Here is a 21,753-nt window from a genome sequence, read left to right as displayed (position 1 = left end):
GGCGTGCGGAACGAATGCAGCCTGTCTTGTTTCTGATGAGCAATCATGCACAGCCACACAAATGTGGGCACTGCTTGACTGATTTAATTGGGCGATTCGCTGGAGTCCTACATGGTGTGGTGGCTAGAAGTGCTTGCACAATTTGCAACATCGACCGGTCTGGCCGTGGTGTGCATCCTGGTGTTCTGGACCTACGGGCTGGCGTTCGGCAGGTTGTACATGAAGCTGCTCGCTTGCCTGCTGGCCAGCGTGCTGCTGATGGTCGCTGCATTCCCGCATGGGGTGAATTTTGCTACAGGCCTGGGCGCAACAGTAGGCAACAGTCACTCATTGTCGTTGTTCCTGGCTGACGCCAGCGGGGTTATCGCCGCAGTTCTGATCGCCTCTTTTTTCTTCAACCCGGAACGCTTGATAGAGTAGACGGCGCTGTGCAGGTTGTCGCCTGACAGTTCTGCCAGTAGCAAGGGCAGGTATAGGGTGGCAATGTCATCAGGCCAATCCCGGCACGCGAACCCTTCAGCCAAGGATGCCGAGCCCATGAACGAGTCGTCTAAACAAACGCGGTTGTTTTACCAGAACGGTAAGCTGATAACCCTCGTGAGCCCCGAGCAGCGTCAGCAGATCTTTCGCTCCCCTGATACAGCGCTTGCCGAAACGCGTGTTGATAGTGGCCCGGCCTTGCTGGGTACTGACGCTCAGGGATCGGTTCTAATGGTGCAATCCGAAGATCAAGCACCCTCCTGATTGGGGTCGTGGCCAGGTGGAGAAAGAGCGTGGGCACAGGCGTTCCCTTCCGTTGCTGGAAGCCGGGCCAAGCGCAGCGGCTGACAAACATGCTAACGTTGAACGCATCGCCCATCGAGTCAACATGTTCATGGAATCACTTGACTGCATCAAATCGGACTTGGTCAAAACCGCAGATCATCTAGAAGAACTTGGCAAAGCCATGAACGGCCATGCGCGCTTCATACAGGCGCGGGGTGCTCATCCGGATCAGATCGACGTGAACGCACACATTGAAGCCCTTGCACAGGTAACCGAAGCCCTGCGGGAGGTGGCAACCAAGATGCAGAGCTCACTTAGCCCTGCCGTGCGTAACAAGTGACGCATTGAGTACAATCCCATCCCCCGAAGATCGTCTCAATGAAACCTGAGCTTGACCACCTTGCTCAGCGCCCAGCCGCCGAATACGTAGAACAGGTCCAGGTAGAAGCGGCCGGCATAGTTGGGCATAGGGTGGTTGTCGATGAGTTGCTCAGGACCGGGGGCAGGCGGCATGAGCGCGTAAAGTGCGTTCGGGATCAAGGCCAGGGCGATCAGCAGCAAGTAGGCTGCCCCTTTTATCCAGTGCGCGCGTGGTGTAGGCCTGGCTGACCATTTGACGCCGTAATACGCGATCAGGCCTGCCACGGGCAATACCCAGAAATGTGTTGGGATGCCAATGAACATTTCAGCTACAGCACTTCTTGTTTCCACGCACTTTCCTCCGATTGAATACGCGAAGTATTGCGGTTGGGTGCGTCAAAAGCAAAGTGCTCATGACGCCTCTACGCGCTTGGCTGCTACTTCAGTATTCAGTTAGCTGTCGTGGGGAAAAGCAACGGGCACTCCCAGTGCCGGTCATGTCGCTGGGTTTGCATCCAGCGTGGATGCAAACCCAGTACACGTCTCGTACCAAGCGTAGTAGCGTTCGCCTTTCGACGAACTGCCAAGGTCCGTTGCTTATGTCCATGGACCGGGCCACTCACGAACTGGGAAGTCAAATGGAACACGTTCATTCCATCAGCCAAGACGTCATCGATTCAGCACTCATTGCGTTTTCACGTTTCAAGATTGGTGAGATCAAGGTTTACGATCTGGAAAATGCAATGAGTTATGAAGCCGGACAAGCGCTTGCCCGCAGCGGGCTGGTGCGATTCTCGATTCACAAGCTGCCATCGGGACGGTACCGCATCAGTGACGAGGGCGAGAACGCGATTACCGAAGCAGGCCGCGAACGGCTGGAGATGATCAGGGGTTGAGCTGATAGTTGGCTGAAATAAATCCCCAGAGATGCAGCTGCAGACGGCACAGGATTGACCCGTGCCGTCTCGCACCCTCAAGTACCCTGACTCCAATGAGCAGCGATCGCCAGCACGACGAAAGCCACCACCGCCTCCACAACAAGGTAGATACCGTAGAAGTCCTCTGAAAACATACGCAACTTTCCGCTTGAGAAACGACTGTCCTGAGCCGAATGACCCGGCGCCTGAATCAGATAAGCGGTGGCATTCAGAAGTTCATGCCCGGTAAAAACTGTCAGGCGACTCCAGGCGGAATGCCATCCTTGTTCTTGTCCTTGAGTCGCGCTTTTTCCTCCTCGGTGGCGTGAGCCGGTACCTGATCTTTTTTGGGTTCAGGTTGCTGTTCAGTCATGTTCAAACTCCTCAACGTGTGAAACGTTGGGCATTTGTTGCGCTCAGCAGTTCAGACGTATCGGCAGCCATCATGGTCCATGACCGCTCTTGGGGATGCTCTGGGAATTGAAAGAAGCCACTTCGCGGGCTCTCATGACGCCCCAGGCCAATGCCCGGGACATGGACTCCTTTGGGCGGTCGTCGAACGCCTCCTCATAGACAGGCACGCCGCCAGGAGCATAGACACCTATGAACAGCTGAACGAGGCCTTTTCGGGACAGACGAACCTGTACATTAATCGACGTCTTGTCGCTTAATGTCTCTTCGTGCGCGCGATGGTGCAACGTAGGGTCAGCCCAGGACCAGAACACACTGCCGCGTATCCGCATCGCGCCTCCTAATACTTTAGTCTAATGGCCGCTAAGAGGGACATTAGCCGCCTGCCGCTTGGGCTACTAGCGAAATATGGCATCGAACCTCATCGATCAGACGAGCGGGAACGTCGGTGCCATAATGCTGGGCTGTCGCGGTAGAGCGCCATTAGCGATGCCTGGACGCACTGCACATCTACCGCGAGCATCAATCATGAATTCGTTACTGACCTTCTTCGCAGCTGCGGTGTTGCCACTGTTGGCGATCGCCCTGACGGTCATGGCGCACCGGCACGTCATGCAGAAATGGCGAGCGAAAATCGATACCGAAGTTGCACAGGCCTTGAGCACCTTGGTGTCACGACTTACACACTGCTCGTGGACAAATTGACTTCGCCCAGCACCGACAGAACTGCCCAGGTCTATCGCATTCTCCTTGGCGAGCGCGGAGACTACTATCTGTTCATGAAAATCGGAGAGCAGCCAGGCCTGCTCAAGCCGTTGAGCAAGGAACGGGCTTTGCTGGCGGTGCGGGTCAATGGCTAATATGCTTTGGCGGTGGCCGATCAGGCATCTCACTAGGTGTCAGAATTCGAGAGCATGCGCTTGGTCGGCTTCTTGTAGAAAGCGTGTTTATCAGCGGCATGATGAACGTTGAACGATAGGAGATGACGCGCGCTGGCTGAGTAAAGGGTCGAAACTTACCGCTGAGTCAACGGACCTATCCGATTCGACTTTAATCTGCCCTGCCAGTTGCCAGTACCGTACTACGTGGGACATTTGAGGGCTGAATGTGCAATGAATAAAGGTCTACTGATCGGGCTGGTGGTGACCCTGCTTACGGGGTGCAATCATTATTTCAACAGCCCCTATGGAAGTCGCTGGGATCAACGAAATATCCCCTGTAACGCCACGCCACCTAATCAACCTGGGTGCTACGACAATGTGCACCAAGAGGGGCTGCTCAACAGGCTTTTAAGAAAGGACTAGTCATGCCTGCTTTCTTGGCCCGCTTGTTCAAGCGCACAGAGAAGCCAGGGCACGCTGAACTCAACCGTTCAACCGACTCCAGCCAGATCAGCCCTCCCTCCTCCGTGCCCTTCATGGACAACGACGAGACCACGCGCCTGACCACAACCTGCTCGATACGAAGCTACGACGTAAGCGCACCAGCCATTACACGTTGCAATTGAAGTTGCGTAATGGCTGACATCCCATCCAAGCGATTCCTAGATGGAGCGTTGATTTATCCTGGCCGATAGAGCTTCAGCGCTTTCTTTTCGCTCCGAATATCGATCTACCAAATAGCCCTCACGGCCACGAACCAGCAGCGTGAACTTCACCAGTTCCTCCATCACATCGACCACGCGGTCATAGTACGGCGAAGGTTTCATTCGGCCAGCATCGTCGAACTCCAGATACGCCTTCGGCACGGACGACTGATTCGGGATGGTCAGCATGCGCATCCATCGACCTAACACACGCATCTGGTTCACAGCGTTGAATGACTGAGACCCACCGCACACCTGCATCACCGCGAGTGTTTTGCCTTGGGTGGGCCGCACGGCACCCAGGGTCAAAGGAATCCAATCGATCTGCGCTTTGAATACCCCGGACATAGCGCCATGACGCTCGGGGGAACACCATACCTGTCCGTCTGACCACAGCACCAGATTACGCAGCTCTTGTACCTTCGGGTGTTCGACTGGCGCGTCATCCGGCAAGGGCAAACCTGACGGATCGAAAATCACCGTCTCGGCGCCCATGTACTGGAGCAGTCTAGCGGCCTCTTGCGTCAAGAGACGACTGAACGAACGCTCTCTGGTCGATCCATAGAGCAGAAGGATGCGTGGTTTGACATTCGACGCATCAGCCAGGTTAAGCTTATCGGCAGTGGGCAGATCCATCAGCAACAGATCGAGGGCAGGAAAGGCCTCGGCAGAGTCGATATCGAACTCGCTCATCACAATGCTCCAATCCGATCCAAAGCCTGCTTCAGGTCGTCGCCTTGAAGTGTCTTCAGATCCAACGCGAATAACGCTGCGAACCGCCTTTTGATGTGTTCAACCGTTGCGTCGAATGCGACCTGAATAGCCTCGTCGCTGCCATCCACTTCCGATGGGTCAGGCAGCCCCCAGTGGCTCTTGATGGCCGGGCCAAAATACACCGGACAGGCTTCGCTACTTGCCTTGTCGCACACAGTGATCACGATATCGGGTGGCGAGTCCGCGAACGCTTCTGATCCCTTGCTATAAAGGGCGGACGTGTCGACACCCAGTCCTTGCAGCGTGCTCACCGCACGGGGATTGAGTTTGCCGCTGGGGAGGCTGCCCGAACTGATGGCCGTGAAGCCGTCCGGCGCAACATGGTTGAACAGTCCTTCGGACAGGACGCTGCGACAGCTATTGGCCGTACACATGAACAGCATCTTCATAAGTTACTCCTACGTGCTGATGCTCAAGCGCACGGCAAGCGCTGCCAGTGTCAGCAGCAGAATGGGGAAAGTGATTACGCAGCCAACCTTGAAGTAGTAACCCCACGTGATGCGGATGTTTTTCTGAGCCAGGACATGCAGCCACAGCAGCGTCGCCAGACTACCGATGGGGGTTATCTTGGGGCCAAGGTCGCAGCCGATGATGTTGGCGTACACCATGGCTTCGTGGGCGAGCCCCGTCGCGCCACTGTCCTGAATCGACAAGGCAGCAATCAGCACGCTGGGCATGTTGTTCATGAAAGATGACAGCAGCGCAGCCGTGAAACCGGTGCCGAGTGTCGCAACCCACAGACCATGATCGGCGAAGGTGCCGAACAATGAGCCGAGTCCTTCTGTCAGCCCTGCATTCTTCAGGCCGTAGATCACCAGATACATGCCAAGTGAAAACAATACGACCTGCCAGGGTGCGTTGAGCATGACTTTGCGGGTCGAGATCACATGCCCTTTCGCGGCAATTATCAGCAACACCAGTGCGCATACAGCGGCGACAGCACTGATCGGTATGCCTAGGGGCTCAAGGGCGAACAAACCGACTAGCAGATGCAGCAACACCCACCAGCCAGCAATGAACGTATGGCGATCCTTGATGGCCTCTTCTGGTCGCGGTAGTTCTTCGGGTGAGTACGCCAGCGGTACCTCTTTTCGATAAAACAACCAAAGCATGCCTAGCGTCGCCCCGACACTGGCCAGATTCACCGGCCACATAATCGAGGCGTACTGACCAAATCCGATGTCGAAAAAATCGGCAGAGACGATGTTCACAAGGTTCGAGACAACCAGCGGCAAGCTGGCAGTGTCGGCAATGAAGCCGGCAGCCATCACGAAAGCCAAGGTTGCTGCCGGGCTAAAGCGCAGCGCCGTAAGCATTGCGATGACAATGGGGGTCAGAATCAATGCTGCGCCATCATTAGCAAACAGGGCCGAGACAGCTGCACCCAAGAGTACCATTAGTGCAAACAGGCGTGCCCCGCTGCCTCTCCCCCAACGAGCCACATGAAGCGCTACCCACTCGAAAAAGCCTGCCTCATCCAGCAGGAGGCTGATGATGATCACCGCAATGAACGTCGCCGTTGCGTTCCACACAATGTGCCAGACCACCGGGATATCACTGAGCGCAACAACGCCAGTTAGCAACGCGACCACCGCTCCGGCAGACGCACTCCAACCCACGCCAAGCCCTCGGGGTTGCCAGATCACCAGTACCAGCGTTACCAGAAAAATAGACACTGCCAACAACATCTCGGGTCTCCAATAACACTTAGCAACAGGAAACCTGGCGTACCGGGCGACCTTCCATGGAAGCAAGGCGACCTTGGTCATCACCGAGCCAAGTGCGGTTAGCCTCGAGCGTCGCCTGAAGTACATCCAGTGCCCATAGGGGCATTTCCGGATGAAGACGGTAGTAAACCCATTGGCCCTGCCGACGATCCTCCAGCAGCCCGCAGGTACGAAGCTGAGCCAGGTGGCGTGAGATCTTCGGCTGGCTGTCGTCGAGTGCCCAAATCAGTTCACAGACGCACAGCTCACCCTCAGCTGCGAGCATGAGCATGATCCGGGCGCGGGTTTCGTCACCAAGGCATTTAAAGAAAATAGGCGGCTGAATGAGCATGACCAACCTTTATATTCGATTCTACGCATATGCGAATTTACAGATATGTAGCCGCAATTGGAAGCGGCTCATCTCGCTTCAGGCGCCCACGTATGCGCAAGCAGATCAGGAAACTCGCTTACCCTTTGGGTTGGCAGACGACTAGGGACGTCTTTCAGGTAGGCGTATGGATCATGTCCATTCAGCCGTGCTGACTGGATCAGGCTCATGATCGCCGCTGCCCGTTTACCGCTGCGTAACGACCTGGCAAGGAGCCAGTTCGAACGACCGAGGGCCCATGGGCGAATCTGATTTCCCCCCTGATTGTTATGGATGGGCACATTCGAAGCGAACAGGTCAAAGAATTTGCGACGGGCATGGGCCATACAGCCAATGTCGAACAAGCCCTGTACGAAGCTGGCGTTGTAACCTGCAAAGTCATCGCAGACCAACTAGCGATTGCACGAGCCCAGAAAACGAGGCTGCATAGGAAATCCGCTTGATGGACCAGAAATGGTGTCCACTCAAACTTCGGGGGCTCCATGGCCTTCAGCAGTCGTGCGGGGAAGATGTGGTTGCCGGACGGTTACACTACGACTGCCATCACGCCAGCAATAGCGCCCTATCGGGGACAGCCACGCTAGCGACAGCGGATCGAGCACCAGCAGTTGCGACTAACGATCTGTCATCTTCTGGGTAACCAGGCCGCGAGTAGCCATATCACGCCTGTCGCCAACACCCAAGGCCACCTGCTCGCGGGATTCATCGCCATACCCACCAACGCGATAACGATCAATGCCCCCCCCGCCCATCGTTTGCGCGCTGGTGTAAACCATCTCTGAAACCGCCTAAGCATGGCCTGCACGTTTATCACCACCTGTGCTGCACTCTAACGATCGCAGTCTCTGTCGTCGTTCTGATTCACCGCGCCTTGTATCCGCATGAATTGACGTGTGCCGGAAAATTGCGGCCATCAGCTACTATGTCCCGGTTATCAGTAGGTCAGGGAAGAACACCCCGCGCCCGCTTCATTGCCTGCAAGGTCATGCGCTTGTGCTGCAGCGCTGACTGATCTTCGATCCTGCGCACCGCCAGCGCTCTCATTACCTCATAAGCAAGCGCATGACAGACAGGCTCAGTCACGCCATGCCCACGCTGCAGGTCGATAGCGGCTTGCCGACGCTCAATTTCCATCCTTGCTGGGTCATACTCGAACGCCGCAGCTCGCGCCTCGAGCATCACACTATTGGCGGCGGCCAGGTCGACATCCAGCATCCCAATGAGCGCGCACTGCTCACCTGTAATGGATGACAGCGCAAAACCCTTGTACTGAGCCTCACCCATAACCGACCGTACAGGTTGCGCAGTGCAGCTCGAAAGCACGACAGTGGCCATGAGCAGATATCGATAATTTTTCATCAGGTCACGTCAGGTCAAATACAGTGGATGAGCCATACGTTACAATTGGCCTCGTCAAAACCACGCTCCAGGCGCTGCTCGTTCGGCCACCCTACCGATGTGCCACGCTTAGACTCACTATCTTCCCTGCCACCCCTCTTTTTCCGCTATCACCCGTTAAGGATGATGCCATGATCATTCGCCAGGCTACTAATACCGACCATCCGCAGTTGCTCGACCTTTGGCTGCGCGCCGTTCGTGCCACTCACCATTTCCTACAGGAAGCCGATATCGAGGCGTTGTTTGCTCAACTGCGCGATAGCTACCTGCCGGCTGTCGAATTATGGATGGCAGAGGATGCCGTAAACGGCCCGCTTGGGTTCATCGGGCTTAACGTAAGCCACGTAGAAATGCTGTTTATCGAACCCAATCGGCGAGGTGAAGGCATCGGCCGCGCGCTACTGGATCACGCCCGGAGTTCACGCGGCCAAATTAGCGTTGATGTGAATGAGCAGAATCCGAAAGCGGTCGGGTTCTACCTGCATTATGGTTTTATCCAAACAGGCCGCTCCCCTCTCGATGGTGAGGGCCGCCCGTTCCCCTTGCTGCACCTGAGCTTGCCCGACTAGCACTGCAGCCGTGGGGTGCTGCTGGTCCGCTCATTGACCATTACGAAACCTTCATCGAAAACCAACTGCTCACCTAGGGAGGCAGTGAAATGATCAACCATCTGGATCACCTCGTTTTGACAACCATCGATGTCGAGGCATGCAAGGATTTCTATACCCGCGTCATGGGCATGAACCTGGAAATTTTCGGTGCCGGGCGCTTGGCTTTGCGCTTCGGTGAGCAAAAGATCAACGTACACGTGCGTGGCCACGAATTCGAACCCAAGGCTCACTTGCCAGTCTCAGGCGCGTTGGACCTCTGCTTCATCGCCTCGATCAGCCTTGAGAAAGTCGTGGCCCATCTAGAAGCACAGCAGTGGCCAATTATCGAGGGCCCCGTTCAACGCACCGGCGCCACGGGACCTATCCGATCCGTTTATGTGCGCGACCCGGATCTCAACTTGATAGAGATATCGGAGCGACTCTAGCAGGGTTTACAGGAGCAGAATGAAGCGCGATCCAGACAGGCCTGGGTGCTCTCGAGAAAACCAAGCAGGCTATCGGGTTGGGGCTTGCCGGTAACGGCCCCGACCGATCAGGAAAAGAGCTTGAACGCTACCCAGCTCGTCGCCAAAGCGAAGACTGCGCCCGCAGCAGCCGACAGAAAGATGCTGCGCGCTTGGTGCTGCGTGCCCTCGCGGACCTCACTGCCCAGCTGTGCCAGGTTCTCTTTCATCTGCTTGATAACTTGATCATGGCTCATGGTCGCCCTCGCTTGTGATGCCAGGTCACGCCTGTTGCTAGACCCTATGGCGATAGTGTCGGCCGAATTGGCGTAAAGCTCAAGACCACTCGGCAAGCCTGTTTCTCAGGACGGCAGGCTAGAGCTTTTGAATGAAGGCCGCAGCGGTAACGATGACGGTGACTAGCCCTCCCACCGCGACAAAGGGGTAAAACAGCGTCTCGCGCTTCATTTTGTTGGCCTCGGCGATCAATTTTCGCGCCTCGGCGGTGAGCTTGTGAATTTCAGCTTGGAGCTTCTCAAGCTCCAGCTCCTCCTTCTCGGTCATTGGCCGTCCTTTCGTGCCTTGAGCCGCACCCCGTCGTGCGTCCTCTGTGCTGCATTATGTGTTCTTAGGTTAGGGAATGCAGCACGCCACAGCATTCATTGATGCTGTACTCCTCAGTGGCGGGCACCATGGCCTTGAGCGTGGCCACCACGCGCTCGGTAGCAGTCAGCGACCATTGAAAAGCTATCCACCCCGGATAGGTCAACCGGCGCATGACCTGACCGCATCTGTCACGCGCTCCAACGGTGACTGCCAGGTGCGATAGAAGTGATAACGGACAGTCGAACCACTTGGTGCTGATGCCACATCGACCAAATGGATAGGCGTCTGCGCGTCAGGCGCCAAGACAGCGTAGCGGTCGCCAGATGTCTGCAAGATACCGCCGACACTTACCCCCAGCACCGTGGTGTTCTGCCAGGCATCTCGGATGCACTCGGCAACCTGCTGGGGTGGCCTTGACGACTTCAAGTCCAGCAGTGGCGGATTGCTTCGGGTGTCGCCAACGCTCGCACACCCCGCCAGCAATGCCAAGCCCGACCCGACTATGATGTTTCGCATATTTTCTATCTCCTGAAAGTCGAGACCGTATCAGCCCGGCATCTGCGCGCTCGACGGAACCGCTACAGACAGCCTTGCAATGCTGACAGGCGCTTTTTTGCGATCCAGTTCCCCAGCACCACGTAGTACTTTCCTTCAGACCCACTCGGTGCTGGCTGGATGTCTACGAAATACTCTGATACTTGCGTGAAGACGGTATAGCCGACATCGCGGCCTGCTTGAAGAGTGACGCCAGGTGTTCCACCAAAAATCGGCTGATTTTGCCATTCGTATTGGACACACTTCGCCAGCGCGGCGTCAGTTTTGGTCGATCTCAGAACTTTATAGGGACCAGCCTGACGAGCTTCATTCATGGTTGGAGCCATGCATCCCGCTAGCAAAGCCAAACCCATTGCCCCGATCAAGATTCGAATTTGATCCCTCCTTGATGATGCCGGGAATCTACCACAAGGCGGCGTGGCCCAGCCCAGATGCGAAAAGCCCAGAACAGAGCTGGGCTGATACAAGGAAATCTGCTTACTACTCGAACACTGGGCGCAAGAAGCTTCGCTCGTAATTCAGAATGAATTTCCTGTCGCTGGCCTCCTTGACCAATTCCATACATGCCGAATCGCCTGCCGCCTGCTGTCGATACTGCTCATAGGCAGCAAGGCTCTCGAAGCTGAACAGACAATAGGCGACATTGCTCGCCCCCTCAGAAGGCAGGAAATAGCCATGGTGCTGGCCTCCCATGCGCTCGACCAGAGCGATCCAGTGACGGGAATACGCCTCAAAAGCGGGAAGCTGGTAGGGATCAATCACATAACGAACATGGCAGGTGACCATGGAGTCATTCCTTTGCAGGCTTGAGTAAAGCGCAAACTCTAAGGCAATCCTGCACAGACTTCCAAGGATGACCACCTATCCCCCTGGACGCATCACCCGTAACCGTACGGCCTCATGCCGTCGTAGCGTTGTCTCCCAACGACCTGCCCCGGTCCGTTGCTGGAAATGGATGCTCAAGGAGGATCAACTTGAGCGAGCAACGCGCAATGACCTCCCACGAGGTCGGCGTGTGCGCTGCACTTCAGTCAGATGGCGCATTCTTTGCGACTCTCGCCCTCTCGCAGCGCAGTAAGAATAAAGACGTAGCTAATGTACCGATAGACGTCATGCCAGCCGATGGGATGTGATCAATCTGCAGAAGAGGATGCAGCAAGTCATAAGGAGAGTCGCCCTAAGCAAGATAGAGGAAGGAACGAAGACAGAAAGGGACTTGTGTGCTGCTGAACGACCAGGCTTTGCGTGCTATCCAGTTCGCCAGGCCATACGCCGACTGCCTCTGTTCTAAGTCCCGCATTTATAGCCCAACAGCTGGGTCACAGCGTTTACATGCTGATATCGACCTATGCCGTTGGCTCAACCCAAGCTCCGACTGGAGCAAGCTGGAAAAACTCGAAGGATTGGACGTATCAAAACCTGGCCGAGTGTTTCAACGACGACGCCACTGCCATCCTGAGCTTCGTAGTTCGCGCTGCCGCCTAACCCTGCGGCGCTGCCCGCCAGCACCCAAACAAAAAACGCCGCCTAGAGATAGGCGGCGTTAGAAATTCCCCATCAGGGCTTGAAACCCTTATCTGGTGTCTTCGGAGGTGGGATGTCCCATAGCCTGTCGCTGGATTCCTGCTGCGCCTTTGCTTTTTGCTCTTCTGTTGAGCCAAAGCAGCCGCTCAGCAACAGCGCAGTAACGGCGACGAGAATTGCGCCAATCATGGTGTGCTTCATAAGGTTCCTTCCTGTGAAATGGTCGGGCATTACATCAAAAATCGCCAATCGCCGCAAAGCATGGCGCTGAGCCAGTAGCCACCACCTGCCGTACTCAAAACATGAACGCTTCCATGGCGAACCGAATTCTTTGAAGGAGGTGAAAACGCCTCCATGTGGGTTTAATTATAACTAGCCTCCATATACTCTCTACTTCGCTGCAGGCACATTCCTTTTACGTAAGCTTCTGCGTACTCAAAGTGCCTCACCCATCGGAGTCTTCGACCAAATTCGACCCAAGATCTCTGACCTAATTGTAACACCGTAAATATAAACGCAACTGGGGAAACTATCAGTATCATTTTTCCAGGCAGATCACCGATAGACCTCACCATCACTAAAGATCATCGACTGCAACGGTGGTCTTTTCAGCTCAGCCAAGTACGCAACACTTTGTGATCTAGTCATGCTAGGAAACACCTCACCTTTAGGTATAGGTAACCTTGAGCAGGCTGGGCTGCCGATTGTTGGGCTGGACCTATGTCGATAGCGCCGACATCAATCAGCTGCTGGAAATCGCAGAGCTGCAGCTGGCATTGACGATCCACGATGACGCTGACATCCAGGATAGATGTATTCGGGCCGAGAATTTGGAACTGCACACCAAGCTAGCTGACTGGAACACCACAATCATTCCAGCGCTCAGCAGCGACCTTCGCGAAATCCTCGGACGCCCGAACCTTACTTGCCACCACATCGCCAAGGCTCAACGTATCATGGGGCTCACGATCGCACCCAATGCCGAAGTCAAGCAGGCCGTCGTGATTCACTGGCCTCTCGGGCACACCCTAAGGCACGGCGCGGATTGGCGTCAGCGTGTAACAGCCGAGCTGGCGAAGGCAGGTAATACGCTGAAAGCCTAATAGGAGTACAAATGTACTACACTCCGCTATACCCCCTTTCTCTCTACTCACTGCTGCGCTATGTCGATAAAGCCTGACCCGCCCCACATAAAACCATACTAGCGGCTCGGTTCCCCCTCGTGCCCAGCGAACAGCCAGCTTAGAGAAGCCTCTGCTTCAATTGGTTTGCATGCAAATTTGAGGCTGAGGCACAGGCTCCGGCATCAGGTTGGCATGTAACAGATCACCGTAACCCCAGACCAGCGTTCCCAAGACTGCCGCGATGGCGCAAACAGCGCGCCACAACGTGTAGTAACTGCCATGCGATCTTCGCATCTGCCTGTTGAGTCTGCTCACACCCTCGCCCAAAAGCGACTCGCCAAGAAGGGCAAATACAGTTATAACAGATCCCGACCGTGAAAATTGCGCAGCGTCTCCCTCAAACCACCACGTGATACTCCAAGCGAATGAAATAAACACCGCGATTGCAGCTGCATATAGGCGTCGCCTAACCTCAAACAATGATGCCGCTGCCTTGCCAGTTACCTCAGGCACGTACCTTCCATCATCAATTGAATCGCAAGATCCCCCGTAATTTTCCTCTTTCCTCTTTAGGGCGCCTTGAATCAGAAGTGTGGCAGCAACGCCTACGATCAGGGTTAGGTATGTTTTGCGCACGTGGCTATCTCTCTTGAAATTTGAATTATCTTAATTACTTGTCCGGCTAGTATATATGCCTGACGCATTTTTAATGGTGTATTTACGCATCAGTGCCGAGATATGGCGGCCAAGAAATCCGTAGGCCCAGCGCACAAACGGCGGCACGGTGGTGCCCGTTGATGAGGTGAGCGAATGACCCGCCTCGCCTTCTGCCTCCTGCTGTTGGCCACAGGCGCAAGCGCCGGGCAAACCTTTCATGTCGAGGCATTCGGGAACATCGACAGGGGCGGCAATTGTGTGCACGACGAGGAGCGCGGCATTACCTGCTACGTATTCTACGGCGGACACTTCGGCGGCATCAGCTGCATTTCCGACAGCCAGCCGCAGGCCAGCAATCAGCGCCAGCTCTCCCAGCACGAAACCCAACCCGAACCTCCACCTGCTCTGGCGCCTGGGCGCTGGATTGATGAGAGGTATGAGTTGTGAGGAAAATTCGAGATTTCTTGAAGGCTTTCATAGGGTGGGCTAGTTGGAAGATGGCCGACTCTCTGCATAAGACGTTCGGCGCCTGGCATCCGCATGATGCTATTGACGAAGACCTTGGCTACTGGGGCTAGACATGACCGACCGGATCGAAGCAGAAGGCTGGCTGCTGAGGCAGATCGTCAAGGACGTGGGCCAGTGGCAGAACCCCGCCAAATACCACGAGGCAGCGCGTTGGATGGCGTGGCGTACGCCTCACTGGAGGCTGAGGCCCTGGCCGCTGGAGTCAAGCCATGAGATCTTTGGGAGAAATCATCGAAGCTTCGAAATCGAGCGACTGCCCCGACTACGACGACCTGCGCCTATCAAACACCATCAAAATCACCATTCGTCCAAGTCGTGGAGACGTTGTATCTGGTGCTTGTACTCGCACACTATCTGATAGGTAGAACTCGCGGTCCCAGTGACGAGAGCACCTACCACGTCGCAATCTGCCTCTACGAACTTCTCCCACGCTGCCTGCGCCTGGGGCATCATGGCCGGTACATTTTTCGGGAGCGAGCCTTCATCGACATACCCCTTTGCGGTGGCCAGGGCCTTCTGGTACTTCTCTTCCACCGCGTCCTTGGCCGCCTCCCGCATTTCATATGCGCAATGAGCTGAATCCTGGGTGGTTTTGGTCTCCGGCTTTCTCAAGCACTGCTGCCAATCGGCCTCAAGCTTCGCCGCGTACTGACGCACCGCTGCATCCCGTGCTGCAATCTCTGCTTCTTCCCCGTGCAGCTCGGCGTGGGCTGCGCCCACTACTGCCAGCACCGCGCCAGCGATACCGGCCTTGATAACGGTCTTCATTGGTCTCATTTCCCTGAGTCATAGCCCGGCCGGCGTGATGCCGTTCCAGGCGGGTTTGGCTCGGCCAGAAGCCGGGCGAGGTGATCCTGACGCATTATATGCGTTGCCATTACCCTCGAGTTGGAGCACCGCAACATTTCAACCGCAATCAAGGCCTGATCAAAGCGCGCGATTAGCTTCGACAAGATCGTGACGCCCTGCGGTATGCCGGAGGACACCTTCTATGACCCTAGCCCTGATGTACATGGCCTACCTGATTTGCAGGGGGCCGCGATGAGCGCAGCGGTTGAAGTGCTCGACACATGCAGTGCCCGCCGCATGATGTGGTTCGACAAGGAAGACCAGCGCGCCCTGTTCGGCGACATCCGCGACGACGAACACCAGCGATGCGACAGCCGGATACTGAAGGTTGAGCCAGATGTGCTGATGGACTTTCGGAGTCTGCCTTTGGGGACGCCGCTTTGCGCTTGGTCGTGTTCGATCCGCTGCATCTGACCCGGGCCGACGTGGCTCGCTGGATGCGGGCAATGTACAGAGTGCTCACCAGTGAATGGCGGGAGGATATCCCCCAAGGCTTTGCCGAGCGTTTCCGTGTACTGGAACCTGAGGGAATCCTGATCTTCAAGTGAAACGAAGCCCAAGTGCTGGTTAGCACCAACCAGTCCCTTCGTGTTCCAACCTAGCAAAGGTGGGCTGTGGATCAACGAGCCAAGTGTTACAATCCGCCACTTCAAATCGGCGCTGAAGGCGCTGAACATCCGTGAACGCCGTCAGTACGACACCCGCCACACCTACGCAACCATGTGCCTGATGTCTGGGATGAACCCCGCGTTCATCGCGAGCCAGCTCGGCTACAGCGTCGAGATGTAGCTCTCTACCTACGCGAAATGGATCAGCTCCTCCTTGGACTGGAGGGAGCTGGAGAAGCTGCCGCCCCGAGTCGAATTGGCCCAAAATTGGCCCAGAACTGACGAGAGGGCCTAAATACACCTCTGGAACCCCCGCAGGACAAGCACTTGATCTCCACAGCAAACATCACCATGCAATTCGGCTCCAAGCCGCTGTTCGAAAACGTTTCGGTCAAATTCAACAATGGCAACCGCTATGGCCTGATCGGCGCCAATGGCTGCGGCAAGTCGACCTTCATGAAGATCCTGGGCGGCGACCTGGAGCCTTCTGGCGGCCAAGTGATGCTCGAGCCCAATACGCGCCTGGGCAAGCTGCGCCAGGACCAGTTCGCCTACGAAGAATTCACCGTGATCGATACCGTGATCATGGGCCACGGCCATCTCTGGAAGGTCAAGGCCGAGCGTGATCGTATCTATTCGCTGCCTGAAATGTCCGAAGAAGACGGCATGGCTGTCGCCGAGCTGGAAACCGAGTTCGCCGAAATGGACGGCTACACCGCCGAGTCGCGCGCAGGCGAATTGCTGCTGGGCCTGGGCATTCCGCTGGAGCAGCATTTCGGCCCAATGAGCGAAGTAGCGCCGGGCTGGAAGCTGCGTGTGCTGCTGGCCCAGGCACTGTTCTCGGACCCGGACGTACTGCTGCTCGACGAGCCGACCAACCACCTGGACATCAACACCATCCGCTGGCTGGAAACCGTGCTCACCGCGCGTAACAGCACCATGGTGATCATTTCCCACGACCGCCACTTCCTCAACAGCGTGTGCACCCACATGGCTGACCTGGACTACGGTGAGCTGCGCCTGTTCCCCGGCAACTACGATGAGTACATGACCGCCGCCACCCAGGCCCGCGAGCAGCTGCTGTCGGACAACGCCAAGAAGAAAGCCCAGATTGCTGAACTGCAGACCTTCGTCAGCCGCTTCTCGGCCAACGCCTCCAAGGCCAAGCAAGCCACCTCGCGGGCCAAGCAGATCGACAAGATCCAGCTGGCCGAGGTCAAGCCGTCGAGCCGGGTCAGCCCGTTCATCCGCTTCGAGCAGACCAAGAAACTGCACCGCCAGGCTGTGACGGTCGAGAAAATGGCCAAGGCCTTCGACGACAAGGTGCTGTTCAAGGACCTCGGTTTCACCGTCGAAGCCGGAGAGCGCGTCGCGATCATCGGGCCCAACGGCATCGGCAAGACCACCTTGCTGCGTACGCTCGTAGGCGAGATGACCCCGGACAAGGGCGAAGTCAAATGGACCGACAGCGCGGAAGTGGGCTACTACGCTCAGGACCACGCCCATGATTTCGAAGACGACATGACCCTGTTCGACTGGATGGGCCAGTGGACATCGGGTGAGCAGGTGATCCGCGGCACGCTGGGGCGCATGCTGTTCTCCAACGATGAGATCCTCAAGTCGGTCAAGGTCATCTCCGGTGGCGAACAGGGCCGCATGCTGTTCGGCAAGCTGATTCTGCAAAAGCCCAACGTGCTGGTGATGGATGAGCCGACCAACCACCTGGACATGGAATCGATCGAGGCGTTGAACCTGGCGCTGGAAAACTACCCAGGCACCCTGCTCTTCGTCAGCCACGACCGCGAATTCGTCTCCTCGCTTGCGACCCGCATCATCGAGCTGTCAGCCGACGGCGTGGTGGACTTCAGCGGCACCTACGACGAATACCTGCGCAGTCAGGGCGTGGTGGCTTGATTCAGCGTATTCACTGAGCGCTTTTCAGGCTGCGGGGCCTCGAGCGTCTGCTCGAAGAACGCAGCCGTCTCGCGTTGCAGCGAACGATGGATGTGCCGGCGGTCCACCCCCTCGGCATCCTTGCACAGCGCCGGCATGCGCAAGGCCTGCTCGGCGTCACAGCGCGCCATGAACACGAAATGACCGGCGCCTGCCAGCAGGCGGTAGTCAGGTGTGACGGGCAACTTGCGGGCCAGGGCTTGGGCGTTGCGATCGACGGCGACGAGCTGGTCCTTGTCGCCACTGTAGATGAGCACCGGTAGGTGCACATCGACCAAGGCGTGGCGTCCGAACAGCAGGCTCAGCGGCGCCATCAGCATCACCGCCCCGACGCGGGAATCTGCCTGGGGTGACAGTTCGCTGCGGTCGGCAATCAACACACCGTGGGTTTTGCAGGCGTCGTGATCATCGGGTCGCTCGAGGCAATATGCACGCAGGCGGTCAAGGTCAGGGCGCGCGCCGGCCAGGATCAAGGCGGTTTCGCCGCCGGCCGAATAACCGATCAATCCGACTTTCCCACCGTTCAGCCGAGGCCCAAGCAGCGCATCGCTGCGCGCAGCGGTGATGGCGGCGCTGACTTGCAGTGGCCGACCGTACAGATTGCTCAGGGTGCCCAACCGGCTGGGGTCGCGGGCATTGTCGCCTGGGTGGACCACAGCGACCACCACATACCCTTGCCTGGCCAGTGACGTTGCCAGGTAGTGCAAGGCCAGGGGGCTACCGGTGTTGCCATGCGAAAGCACGAGCAACGGAAAACGCCCCTGGGCCACAGGCACCTCTTCAGCCACCTCCAGCGCGTAACCGTCGATGTGGCTGGCCCGAGCATGCCCCTTGGCAGGATAGAACGCCAAGGCTTGCATGGGTCGGCTGTCTACCGGGTCGGTCAGCATCATATGATGCAAGCCGGCTACCCAGGGCGAAGCATTGGCTGCGCCCATCGAGCCAACGACCATGGCCAGTGCCAGCAAGCAACGAGGAAGGATCATGGGGGCTCTGCGCATGGCCGCTGGATAGGTTGAGCTTAATCGCTGCCCTTGCGTCAAAAATGAAAAACCGATGAAACATCGGCCGCGCCAGGGCTGATCCGTTTTGTGTTTGTGCCCGCCATCGAACCCGTGGCATATAGGCAGGTCAATCAGACGTCGTCGATCATTCGCAATCGTGGAGAGCCGAGCATGAGCACACCCGCTTACCAACCCCCGAAGGTATGGCGCAACGAAGCGGCCTCTGGTGGCCACTTCGCCAGTATCAACCGGCCGGTCGCCGGGCCTACCCATGACAAGGACCTGCCAGTGGGCGAGCAACCGCTGCAGCTTTATTCCTTGGCTACACCCAATGGCGTCAAGGTCACTATCGCCCTGGAAGAGCTGCTGGAACTCGGCCATGCCGGCGCTGAATACGATGCCTGGCTGATCCGTATCGGCGAAGGTGACCAGTTCTCCAGCGGCTTCGTGCAGGTCAATCCAAACTCCAAGATCCCCGCATTGGTTGACCGCAGCGTCGAGCCGCCGGTGCGGGTATTCGAATCGGGGTCCATCCTGCTGTACCTGGCCGAGAAGTTCGATGCCCTGCTCCCGCAAACTGCAGCCGAACGCACCGAAGCCCTGAACTGGCTGTTCTGGCAAATGGGCGCGGCGCCGTACTTGGGTGGTGGGTTTGGGCATTTCTACGTGTATGCGCCGGAAAAAATCGAGTACGCGATCAATCGCTTCACTATGGAAGCCAAGCGGCAGCTGGACGTGCTCGACCGCCGTTTGGGCGAAACCACCTACCTTGCCGGCGGTCATTACAGCATCGCCGATATAGCGGTGTGGTCATGGTACGGCCAGCTTGTGCTGGGCAACCTCTACAACGCTGCAGAGTTTCTCGCAGTTCACGAATACCCCAACGTTCAGCGCTGGGCCCAGGCGATCGCTGCACGTCCCGCCGTGCAACGCGGCACGCGCGTGAACCGGACCTGGGGTGATGAAGCCAGCCAGGTACCGGAGCGGCATTCGGCAGCGGATCTGGACTGAACGGCCTGCTGATCCTCGGGCGGCCCTGCTGGCGGGGCCGCCCAGGTGTCAATGAGGTGCCCCCATTCAATGCCCCCTTGCACGCACCCGTTTGCTCCTGCGCACACCTGCGTACGCTTTAACCTTCTTGTACACTCCCCGCATTAGCCTAATGCTGTTCACTTAGGGCCGCTGCGCGGCCCATCGCGGTCCCAACGATCTCAGATGAACAGCATTACCGCATTAGCTCAACCTGCATTTTCTGGTGAACGCATGATCGAGGTAACCGAGGTTTCCATCGCCGAGTTGCGCAGCGCGCTCGAGGCGGGCCGCACGACGGCGGTCGAACTGGTCAAGGCCTACCTGGCCCGCATGGACGCCTACGATGGCGCCGGCACCGACACCGCCCTCAACGCCGTGGTAGTGCGCAATCCCGATGCACTTGCCGAAGCCGAGGCCTCGGACGCCCGCCGGGCCCGTGGCGAGGTGCTTGGGCCCTTGGACGGCATACCCTACACCGCCAAGGACAGCTATTTGGTAAAAGGCCTGACCGCAGCGTCCGGTAGCCCAGCCTTCAAGCACCTGATAGCCCAGCGCGACGCCTTCACCATCGAACGGCTGCGCGGAGCCGGGGCCATCTGCCTGGGCAAGACCAACATGCCGCCCATGGCCAACGGTGGCATGCAGCGCGGCGTCTATGGTCGCGCCGAGAGCCCCTACAATGCGGCGTACCTGACCGCGCCCTTCGCTTCGGGCTCCTCTAACGGTGCCGGTACCGCGACAGCTGCGAGCTTCAGCGCCTTCGGCCTGGCCGAGGAAACCTGGTCCAGCGGCCGAGGCCCTGCGTCGAACAACGGGCTGTGCGCCTACACCCCCTCACGCGGGATCATTTCGGTCAGGGGTAACTGGCCCCTCACGCCGACGATGGATGTGGTCGTGCCGTTCGCCCGCACCATGCATGACCTGCTGGAAATTCTCGACGTGGTCGTGGCCGATGATCCCGATACCCGGGGTGACCTATGGCGGCTGCAGCCCTGGGTCTCGATCCCGAAACCCTCGCAGGTCCGCCCGACCAGCTACCTGGACCTGGCAGCAGGCACCGCCGCCCTGCAAGGCAAGCGATTCGGCGTACCGCGCATGTACATCAACGCCGACGAGCACGCGGGCACGTCGGAAAAACCGGGCATTGGCGGCCCTACCGGCCAGCGCATCCAGACGCGGGCAAGCGTCATGACGCTGTGGCAGCAAGCTCGCCAAGCCCTGGAAAAGGCCGGTGCCCAGGTTGTGGAAGTCGACTTCCCGCTGGTCTCCAACTGTGAAGGCGACCGGCCGGGCGCGCCGACCGTCTACAACCGGGGCATCGTCAGCAAGGCATTCCTGCACGATGAGCTGTGGGAGCTCTCCGGCTGGGCGTTCGACGACTTCCTGCGCGCCAATGACGACCCGAATCTCAACCGGCTGGCGGATGTGGACGGTCCACGAATTTTCCCACACGACCCTGGCACCCTGCCCAACCGTGAGGATGATCTGGCCGCCGGCATGGATGAGTACGTCAACATGGCCAAGCGCGGCCTGAAGACCTGGGATCAGATCGAGACCCTGCCTGACGGTCTGCGTGGCCTTGAACAGACTCGCAAGATCGACTTGGAAGACTGGATGCAAGCGCTTGGGCTCGATGCCGTGTTGTTCCCCACCGTGGCCGACGTCGGGCCGGCCGACGCCGATGTGAACCCGGCATCGGCCGACATTGCCTGGAGCAATGGCGTGTGGGTGGCCAACGGGAACCTGGCCATACGCCACCTGGGCGTGCCCACGGTCACCGTGCCCATGGGCGTGATGAGCGACATCGGTATGCCGGTAGGCCTGACCTTCGCGGGGCGGGCCTACAGTGACACTGCACTGTTGAGCTTTGCCGCAGCGTTCGAAGCCACCGGTTCACGGCGGATGATTCCACCCCGCACCCCGCCCTTGGGCTGACGGCACAACAGAGCGCC

At 57.7% G+C, this 21,753-nt stretch carries 28 protein-coding genes and 3 pseudogenes; 15 read left to right on the top strand and 16 right to left on the bottom strand.

The features are described from left to right. Window positions 1-111 precede the first annotated feature (111 nt). The 3 genes from MOP87_RS09465 to MOP87_RS09455 all read left to right on the top strand — a co-directional run bounded on the left by MOP87_RS09465 (window position 112) and on the right by MOP87_RS09455 (window position 1,105). Window positions 112-420 carry a hypothetical protein gene (locus MOP87_RS09465; RefSeq protein WP_023533881.1) on the top strand — a complete coding sequence of 103 codons (309 nt, stop codon included), beginning with the start codon at window positions 112-114 and terminating at the stop codon, window positions 418-420. Between the two features lie 117 nt (window positions 421-537). Next, complete coding sequence (locus tag MOP87_RS09460; RefSeq protein WP_028687870.1) at window positions 538-744, top strand: hypothetical protein; 207 nt, start codon at window positions 538-540, stop codon at window positions 742-744. Window positions 745-868: 124 nt separating this feature from the next. Then, entirely contained in the window at window positions 869-1,105 is a 237-nt protein-coding gene (locus tag MOP87_RS09455; RefSeq protein WP_347402995.1) for a hypothetical protein, read from the top strand. Between the two features lie 35 nt (window positions 1,106-1,140). Here the strand turns inward: MOP87_RS09455 and MOP87_RS09450 are convergent, their stop codons facing one another. Beyond that, window positions 1,141-1,449, bottom strand: coding sequence for a hypothetical protein (locus MOP87_RS09450; RefSeq protein ID WP_027916379.1), 309 nt, complete (start codon window positions 1,447-1,449; stop codon window positions 1,141-1,143). Window positions 1,450-1,763: 314 nt separating this feature from the next. On the opposite strand from MOP87_RS09450, the gene MOP87_RS09445 reads away from it, so the two are divergent. Further along, a complete protein-coding gene (locus MOP87_RS09445) occupies window positions 1,764-2,021 on the top strand; it encodes a hypothetical protein (RefSeq protein ID WP_242810443.1) in 258 nt (85 codons plus the stop codon). A gap of 464 nt (window positions 2,022-2,485) precedes the next feature. Here MOP87_RS09445 and MOP87_RS09440 read toward each other — a convergent pair whose 3' ends face one another. After that, entirely contained in the window at window positions 2,486-2,785 is a 300-nt protein-coding gene (locus MOP87_RS09440; RefSeq protein WP_242810442.1) for a hypothetical protein, read from the bottom strand. 196 nt (window positions 2,786-2,981) lie between these two features. On the opposite strand from MOP87_RS09440, the gene MOP87_RS09435 reads away from it, so the two are divergent. After that, window positions 2,982-3,158 carry a hypothetical protein gene (locus MOP87_RS09435; protein ID WP_242810441.1) on the top strand — a complete coding sequence of 59 codons (177 nt, stop codon included), beginning with the start codon at window positions 2,982-2,984 and terminating at the stop codon, window positions 3,156-3,158. Further along, entirely contained in the window at window positions 3,155-3,313 is a 159-nt protein-coding gene (locus MOP87_RS09430; RefSeq protein ID WP_242810440.1) for a hypothetical protein, read from the top strand. Before MOP87_RS09435 ends, MOP87_RS09430 begins: the two co-directional genes overlap by 4 nt. A 683-nt stretch (window positions 3,314-3,996) precedes the next feature. Here the strand turns inward: MOP87_RS09430 and arsH are convergent. From arsH to MOP87_RS09400, 6 genes and pseudogenes are all read right to left on the bottom strand, one after another. Then, window positions 3,997-4,674, bottom strand: a complete 678-nt coding sequence (gene arsH, locus MOP87_RS09425) for an arsenical resistance protein ArsH (protein ID WP_230396049.1) — start codon at window positions 4,672-4,674, stop codon at window positions 3,997-3,999. Between the two features lie 56 nt (window positions 4,675-4,730). Beyond that, window positions 4,731-5,201, bottom strand: a complete 471-nt coding sequence (locus MOP87_RS09420) for an arsenate reductase ArsC (protein ID WP_059184053.1) — start codon at window positions 5,199-5,201, stop codon at window positions 4,731-4,733. 9 nt (window positions 5,202-5,210) lie between these two features. Then, window positions 5,211-6,500: an arsenic transporter gene (locus tag MOP87_RS09415; protein WP_242810439.1), complete on the bottom strand. Its 1,290-nt coding sequence runs from the start codon at window positions 6,498-6,500 to the stop codon at window positions 5,211-5,213. A gap of 19 nt (window positions 6,501-6,519) precedes the next feature. Next, complete coding sequence (locus tag MOP87_RS09410; RefSeq protein ID WP_059184055.1) at window positions 6,520-6,870, bottom strand: metalloregulator ArsR/SmtB family transcription factor; 351 nt, start codon at window positions 6,868-6,870, stop codon at window positions 6,520-6,522. A gap of 68 nt (window positions 6,871-6,938) precedes the next feature. Then, window positions 6,939-7,325 (bottom strand): annotated as a pseudogene (locus MOP87_RS09405) (transposase); the annotation flags it as partial. A gap of 526 nt (window positions 7,326-7,851) precedes the next feature. Beyond that, window positions 7,852-8,244, bottom strand: coding sequence for a hypothetical protein (locus MOP87_RS09400; RefSeq protein WP_242810438.1), 393 nt, complete (start codon window positions 8,242-8,244; stop codon window positions 7,852-7,854). Window positions 8,245-8,438: 194 nt separating this feature from the next. Here MOP87_RS09400 and MOP87_RS09395 point away from each other — a divergent pair, with 194 nt between their 5' ends. Beyond that, a complete protein-coding gene (locus MOP87_RS09395) occupies window positions 8,439-8,876 on the top strand; it encodes an acetyltransferase (RefSeq protein ID WP_206406112.1) in 438 nt (145 codons plus the stop codon). An 89-nt stretch (window positions 8,877-8,965) separates the two neighbouring features. Beyond that, window positions 8,966-9,343 carry a VOC family protein gene (locus MOP87_RS09390; protein ID WP_027916390.1) on the top strand — a complete coding sequence of 126 codons (378 nt, stop codon included), beginning with the start codon at window positions 8,966-8,968 and terminating at the stop codon, window positions 9,341-9,343. 107 nt (window positions 9,344-9,450) lie between these two features. Here MOP87_RS09390 and MOP87_RS09385 read toward each other — a convergent pair whose 3' ends face one another. From MOP87_RS09385 to MOP87_RS09360, 6 genes are all read right to left on the bottom strand, one after another. Next, window positions 9,451-9,618, bottom strand: coding sequence for a hypothetical protein (locus MOP87_RS09385; RefSeq protein WP_165919287.1), 168 nt, complete (start codon window positions 9,616-9,618; stop codon window positions 9,451-9,453). 118 nt (window positions 9,619-9,736) lie between these two features. Beyond that, a complete protein-coding gene (locus MOP87_RS09380; RefSeq protein ID WP_027916391.1) occupies window positions 9,737-9,925 on the bottom strand; it encodes a hypothetical protein in 189 nt (62 codons plus the stop codon). 201 nt (window positions 9,926-10,126) lie between these two features. Further along, a complete protein-coding gene (locus MOP87_RS09375; RefSeq protein ID WP_027916392.1) occupies window positions 10,127-10,483 on the bottom strand; it encodes a hypothetical protein in 357 nt (118 codons plus the stop codon). Window positions 10,484-10,545: 62 nt separating this feature from the next. Further along, window positions 10,546-10,836, bottom strand: a complete 291-nt coding sequence (locus tag MOP87_RS09370; protein ID WP_242810437.1) for a hypothetical protein — start codon at window positions 10,834-10,836, stop codon at window positions 10,546-10,548. A 166-nt stretch (window positions 10,837-11,002) separates the two neighbouring features. Continuing rightward, the gene (locus MOP87_RS09365) at window positions 11,003-11,308 is read right to left on the bottom strand and encodes an NIPSNAP family protein (RefSeq protein ID WP_242810436.1); all 306 of its coding nucleotides are present in this window, start codon (window positions 11,306-11,308) and stop codon (window positions 11,003-11,005) included. 771 nt (window positions 11,309-12,079) lie between these two features. After that, window positions 12,080-12,247: a hypothetical protein gene (locus MOP87_RS09360; protein WP_154665212.1), complete on the bottom strand. Its 168-nt coding sequence runs from the start codon at window positions 12,245-12,247 to the stop codon at window positions 12,080-12,082. Window positions 12,248-12,729: 482 nt separating this feature from the next. Here MOP87_RS09360 and MOP87_RS09355 point away from each other — a divergent pair, with 482 nt between their 5' ends. Continuing rightward, on the top strand, window positions 12,730-13,149 hold the full coding sequence (locus tag MOP87_RS09355; RefSeq protein WP_197874503.1) for a hypothetical protein: 420 nt from the start codon (window positions 12,730-12,732) through the stop codon (window positions 13,147-13,149). 831 nt (window positions 13,150-13,980) lie between these two features. After that, window positions 13,981-14,274: a hypothetical protein gene (locus MOP87_RS09350; protein WP_049696011.1), complete on the top strand. Its 294-nt coding sequence runs from the start codon at window positions 13,981-13,983 to the stop codon at window positions 14,272-14,274. A gap of 378 nt (window positions 14,275-14,652) precedes the next feature. Here the strand turns inward: MOP87_RS09350 and MOP87_RS09345 are convergent, their stop codons facing one another. Then, on the bottom strand, window positions 14,653-15,123 hold the full coding sequence (locus MOP87_RS09345) for a lysozyme inhibitor LprI family protein (protein WP_028687862.1): 471 nt from the start codon (window positions 15,121-15,123) through the stop codon (window positions 14,653-14,655). Window positions 15,124-15,396: 273 nt separating this feature from the next. Here MOP87_RS09345 and MOP87_RS09340 point away from each other — a divergent pair. From MOP87_RS09340 to MOP87_RS09330, 3 genes and pseudogenes are all read left to right on the top strand, one after another. Continuing rightward, a pseudogene (locus MOP87_RS09340) lies at window positions 15,397-15,749 on the top strand (SAM-dependent methyltransferase); the annotation flags it as partial. Window positions 15,750-15,792: 43 nt separating this feature from the next. Then, a pseudogene (locus tag MOP87_RS21785) lies at window positions 15,793-16,107 on the top strand (integrase). A gap of 32 nt (window positions 16,108-16,139) precedes the next feature. Next, the gene (locus tag MOP87_RS09330; RefSeq protein ID WP_023533837.1) at window positions 16,140-17,726 is read left to right on the top strand and encodes an ABC-F family ATPase; all 1,587 of its coding nucleotides are present in this window, start codon (window positions 16,140-16,142) and stop codon (window positions 17,724-17,726) included. Here the strand turns inward: MOP87_RS09330 and MOP87_RS09325 are convergent. Next, window positions 17,708-18,751 carry a dienelactone hydrolase gene (locus tag MOP87_RS09325; RefSeq protein WP_242810435.1) on the bottom strand — a complete coding sequence of 348 codons (1,044 nt, stop codon included), beginning with the start codon at window positions 18,749-18,751 and terminating at the stop codon, window positions 17,708-17,710. The two genes, MOP87_RS09330 and MOP87_RS09325, sit on opposite strands and share 19 nt — an antisense overlap. A 189-nt stretch (window positions 18,752-18,940) precedes the next feature. Between MOP87_RS09325 and yghU the strand changes: the two genes are divergently transcribed. Further along, window positions 18,941-19,780, top strand: a complete 840-nt coding sequence (yghU, locus tag MOP87_RS09320; protein ID WP_049696072.1) for a glutathione-dependent disulfide-bond oxidoreductase — start codon at window positions 18,941-18,943, stop codon at window positions 19,778-19,780. Between the two features lie 252 nt (window positions 19,781-20,032). Next, complete coding sequence (locus MOP87_RS09315) at window positions 20,033-21,736, top strand: amidase (protein ID WP_027916463.1); 1,704 nt, start codon at window positions 20,033-20,035, stop codon at window positions 21,734-21,736. Window positions 21,737-21,753: the final 17 nt, after the last annotated feature.

The organism is Pseudomonas sp. I3-I5, assembly GCF_022699445.1.
Lineage (GTDB): Bacteria > Pseudomonadota > Gammaproteobacteria > Pseudomonadales > Pseudomonadaceae > Aquipseudomonas > Aquipseudomonas fulva.
Note: the sequence above shows the minus strand (reverse complement) of the source record. Positions and strands in the feature narration are given on the sequence as shown.

What these genes read in the sequence shown, in the direction of transcription:
- MOP87_RS09440 (WP_242810442.1), bottom strand. Translation starts at nt 2,785, where the DNA reads ATGCGGATACGCGGCAGTGTGTTCTGGTCCTGGGCTGACCCTACGTTG.
- MOP87_RS09465 (WP_023533881.1), top strand. Translation starts at nt 112, where the DNA reads ATGGTGTGGTGGCTAGAAGTGCTTGCACAATTTGCAACATCGACCGGT.
- MOP87_RS09370 (WP_242810437.1), bottom strand. Translation starts at nt 10,836, where the DNA reads ATGAATGAAGCTCGTCAGGCTGGTCCCTATAAAGTTCTGAGATCGACC.
- MOP87_RS09390 (WP_027916390.1), top strand. Translation starts at nt 8,966, where the DNA reads ATGATCAACCATCTGGATCACCTCGTTTTGACAACCATCGATGTCGAG.
- MOP87_RS09420 (WP_059184053.1), bottom strand. Translation starts at nt 5,201, where the DNA reads ATGAAGATGCTGTTCATGTGTACGGCCAATAGCTGTCGCAGCGTCCTG.
- MOP87_RS09435 (WP_242810441.1), top strand. Translation starts at nt 2,982, where the DNA reads ATGAATTCGTTACTGACCTTCTTCGCAGCTGCGGTGTTGCCACTGTTG.
- MOP87_RS09415 (WP_242810439.1), bottom strand. Translation starts at nt 6,500, where the DNA reads ATGTTGTTGGCAGTGTCTATTTTTCTGGTAACGCTGGTACTGGTGATC.
- MOP87_RS09380 (WP_027916391.1), bottom strand. Translation starts at nt 9,925, where the DNA reads ATGACCGAGAAGGAGGAGCTGGAGCTTGAGAAGCTCCAAGCTGAAATT.
- yghU (WP_049696072.1), top strand. Translation starts at nt 18,941, where the DNA reads ATGAGCACACCCGCTTACCAACCCCCGAAGGTATGGCGCAACGAAGCG.
- MOP87_RS09400 (WP_242810438.1), bottom strand. Translation starts at nt 8,244, where the DNA reads ATGGCCACTGTCGTGCTTTCGAGCTGCACTGCGCAACCTGTACGGTCG.
- MOP87_RS09450 (WP_027916379.1), bottom strand. Translation starts at nt 1,449, where the DNA reads ATGTTCATTGGCATCCCAACACATTTCTGGGTATTGCCCGTGGCAGGC.
- MOP87_RS09410 (WP_059184055.1), bottom strand. Translation starts at nt 6,870, where the DNA reads ATGCTCATTCAGCCGCCTATTTTCTTTAAATGCCTTGGTGACGAAACC.
- arsH (WP_230396049.1), bottom strand. Translation starts at nt 4,674, where the DNA reads ATGGATCTGCCCACTGCCGATAAGCTTAACCTGGCTGATGCGTCGAAT.
- MOP87_RS09350 (WP_049696011.1), top strand. Translation starts at nt 13,981, where the DNA reads ATGACCCGCCTCGCCTTCTGCCTCCTGCTGTTGGCCACAGGCGCAAGC.
- MOP87_RS09445 (WP_242810443.1), top strand. Translation starts at nt 1,764, where the DNA reads ATGGAACACGTTCATTCCATCAGCCAAGACGTCATCGATTCAGCACTC.
- MOP87_RS09460 (WP_028687870.1), top strand. Translation starts at nt 538, where the DNA reads ATGAACGAGTCGTCTAAACAAACGCGGTTGTTTTACCAGAACGGTAAG.
- MOP87_RS09365 (WP_242810436.1), bottom strand. Translation starts at nt 11,308, where the DNA reads ATGGTCACCTGCCATGTTCGTTATGTGATTGATCCCTACCAGCTTCCC.
- MOP87_RS09345 (WP_028687862.1), bottom strand. Translation starts at nt 15,123, where the DNA reads ATGAAGACCGTTATCAAGGCCGGTATCGCTGGCGCGGTGCTGGCAGTA.
- MOP87_RS09315 (WP_027916463.1), top strand. Translation starts at nt 20,033, where the DNA reads ATGATCGAGGTAACCGAGGTTTCCATCGCCGAGTTGCGCAGCGCGCTC.
- MOP87_RS09360 (WP_154665212.1), bottom strand. Translation starts at nt 12,247, where the DNA reads ATGAAGCACACCATGATTGGCGCAATTCTCGTCGCCGTTACTGCGCTG.
- MOP87_RS09325 (WP_242810435.1), bottom strand. Translation starts at nt 18,751, where the DNA reads ATGATCCTTCCTCGTTGCTTGCTGGCACTGGCCATGGTCGTTGGCTCG.
- MOP87_RS09375 (WP_027916392.1), bottom strand. Translation starts at nt 10,483, where the DNA reads ATGCGAAACATCATAGTCGGGTCGGGCTTGGCATTGCTGGCGGGGTGT.
- MOP87_RS09455 (WP_347402995.1), top strand. Translation starts at nt 869, where the DNA reads ATGTTCATGGAATCACTTGACTGCATCAAATCGGACTTGGTCAAAACC.
- MOP87_RS09395 (WP_206406112.1), top strand. Translation starts at nt 8,439, where the DNA reads ATGATCATTCGCCAGGCTACTAATACCGACCATCCGCAGTTGCTCGAC.
- MOP87_RS09385 (WP_165919287.1), bottom strand. Translation starts at nt 9,618, where the DNA reads ATGAGCCATGATCAAGTTATCAAGCAGATGAAAGAGAACCTGGCACAG.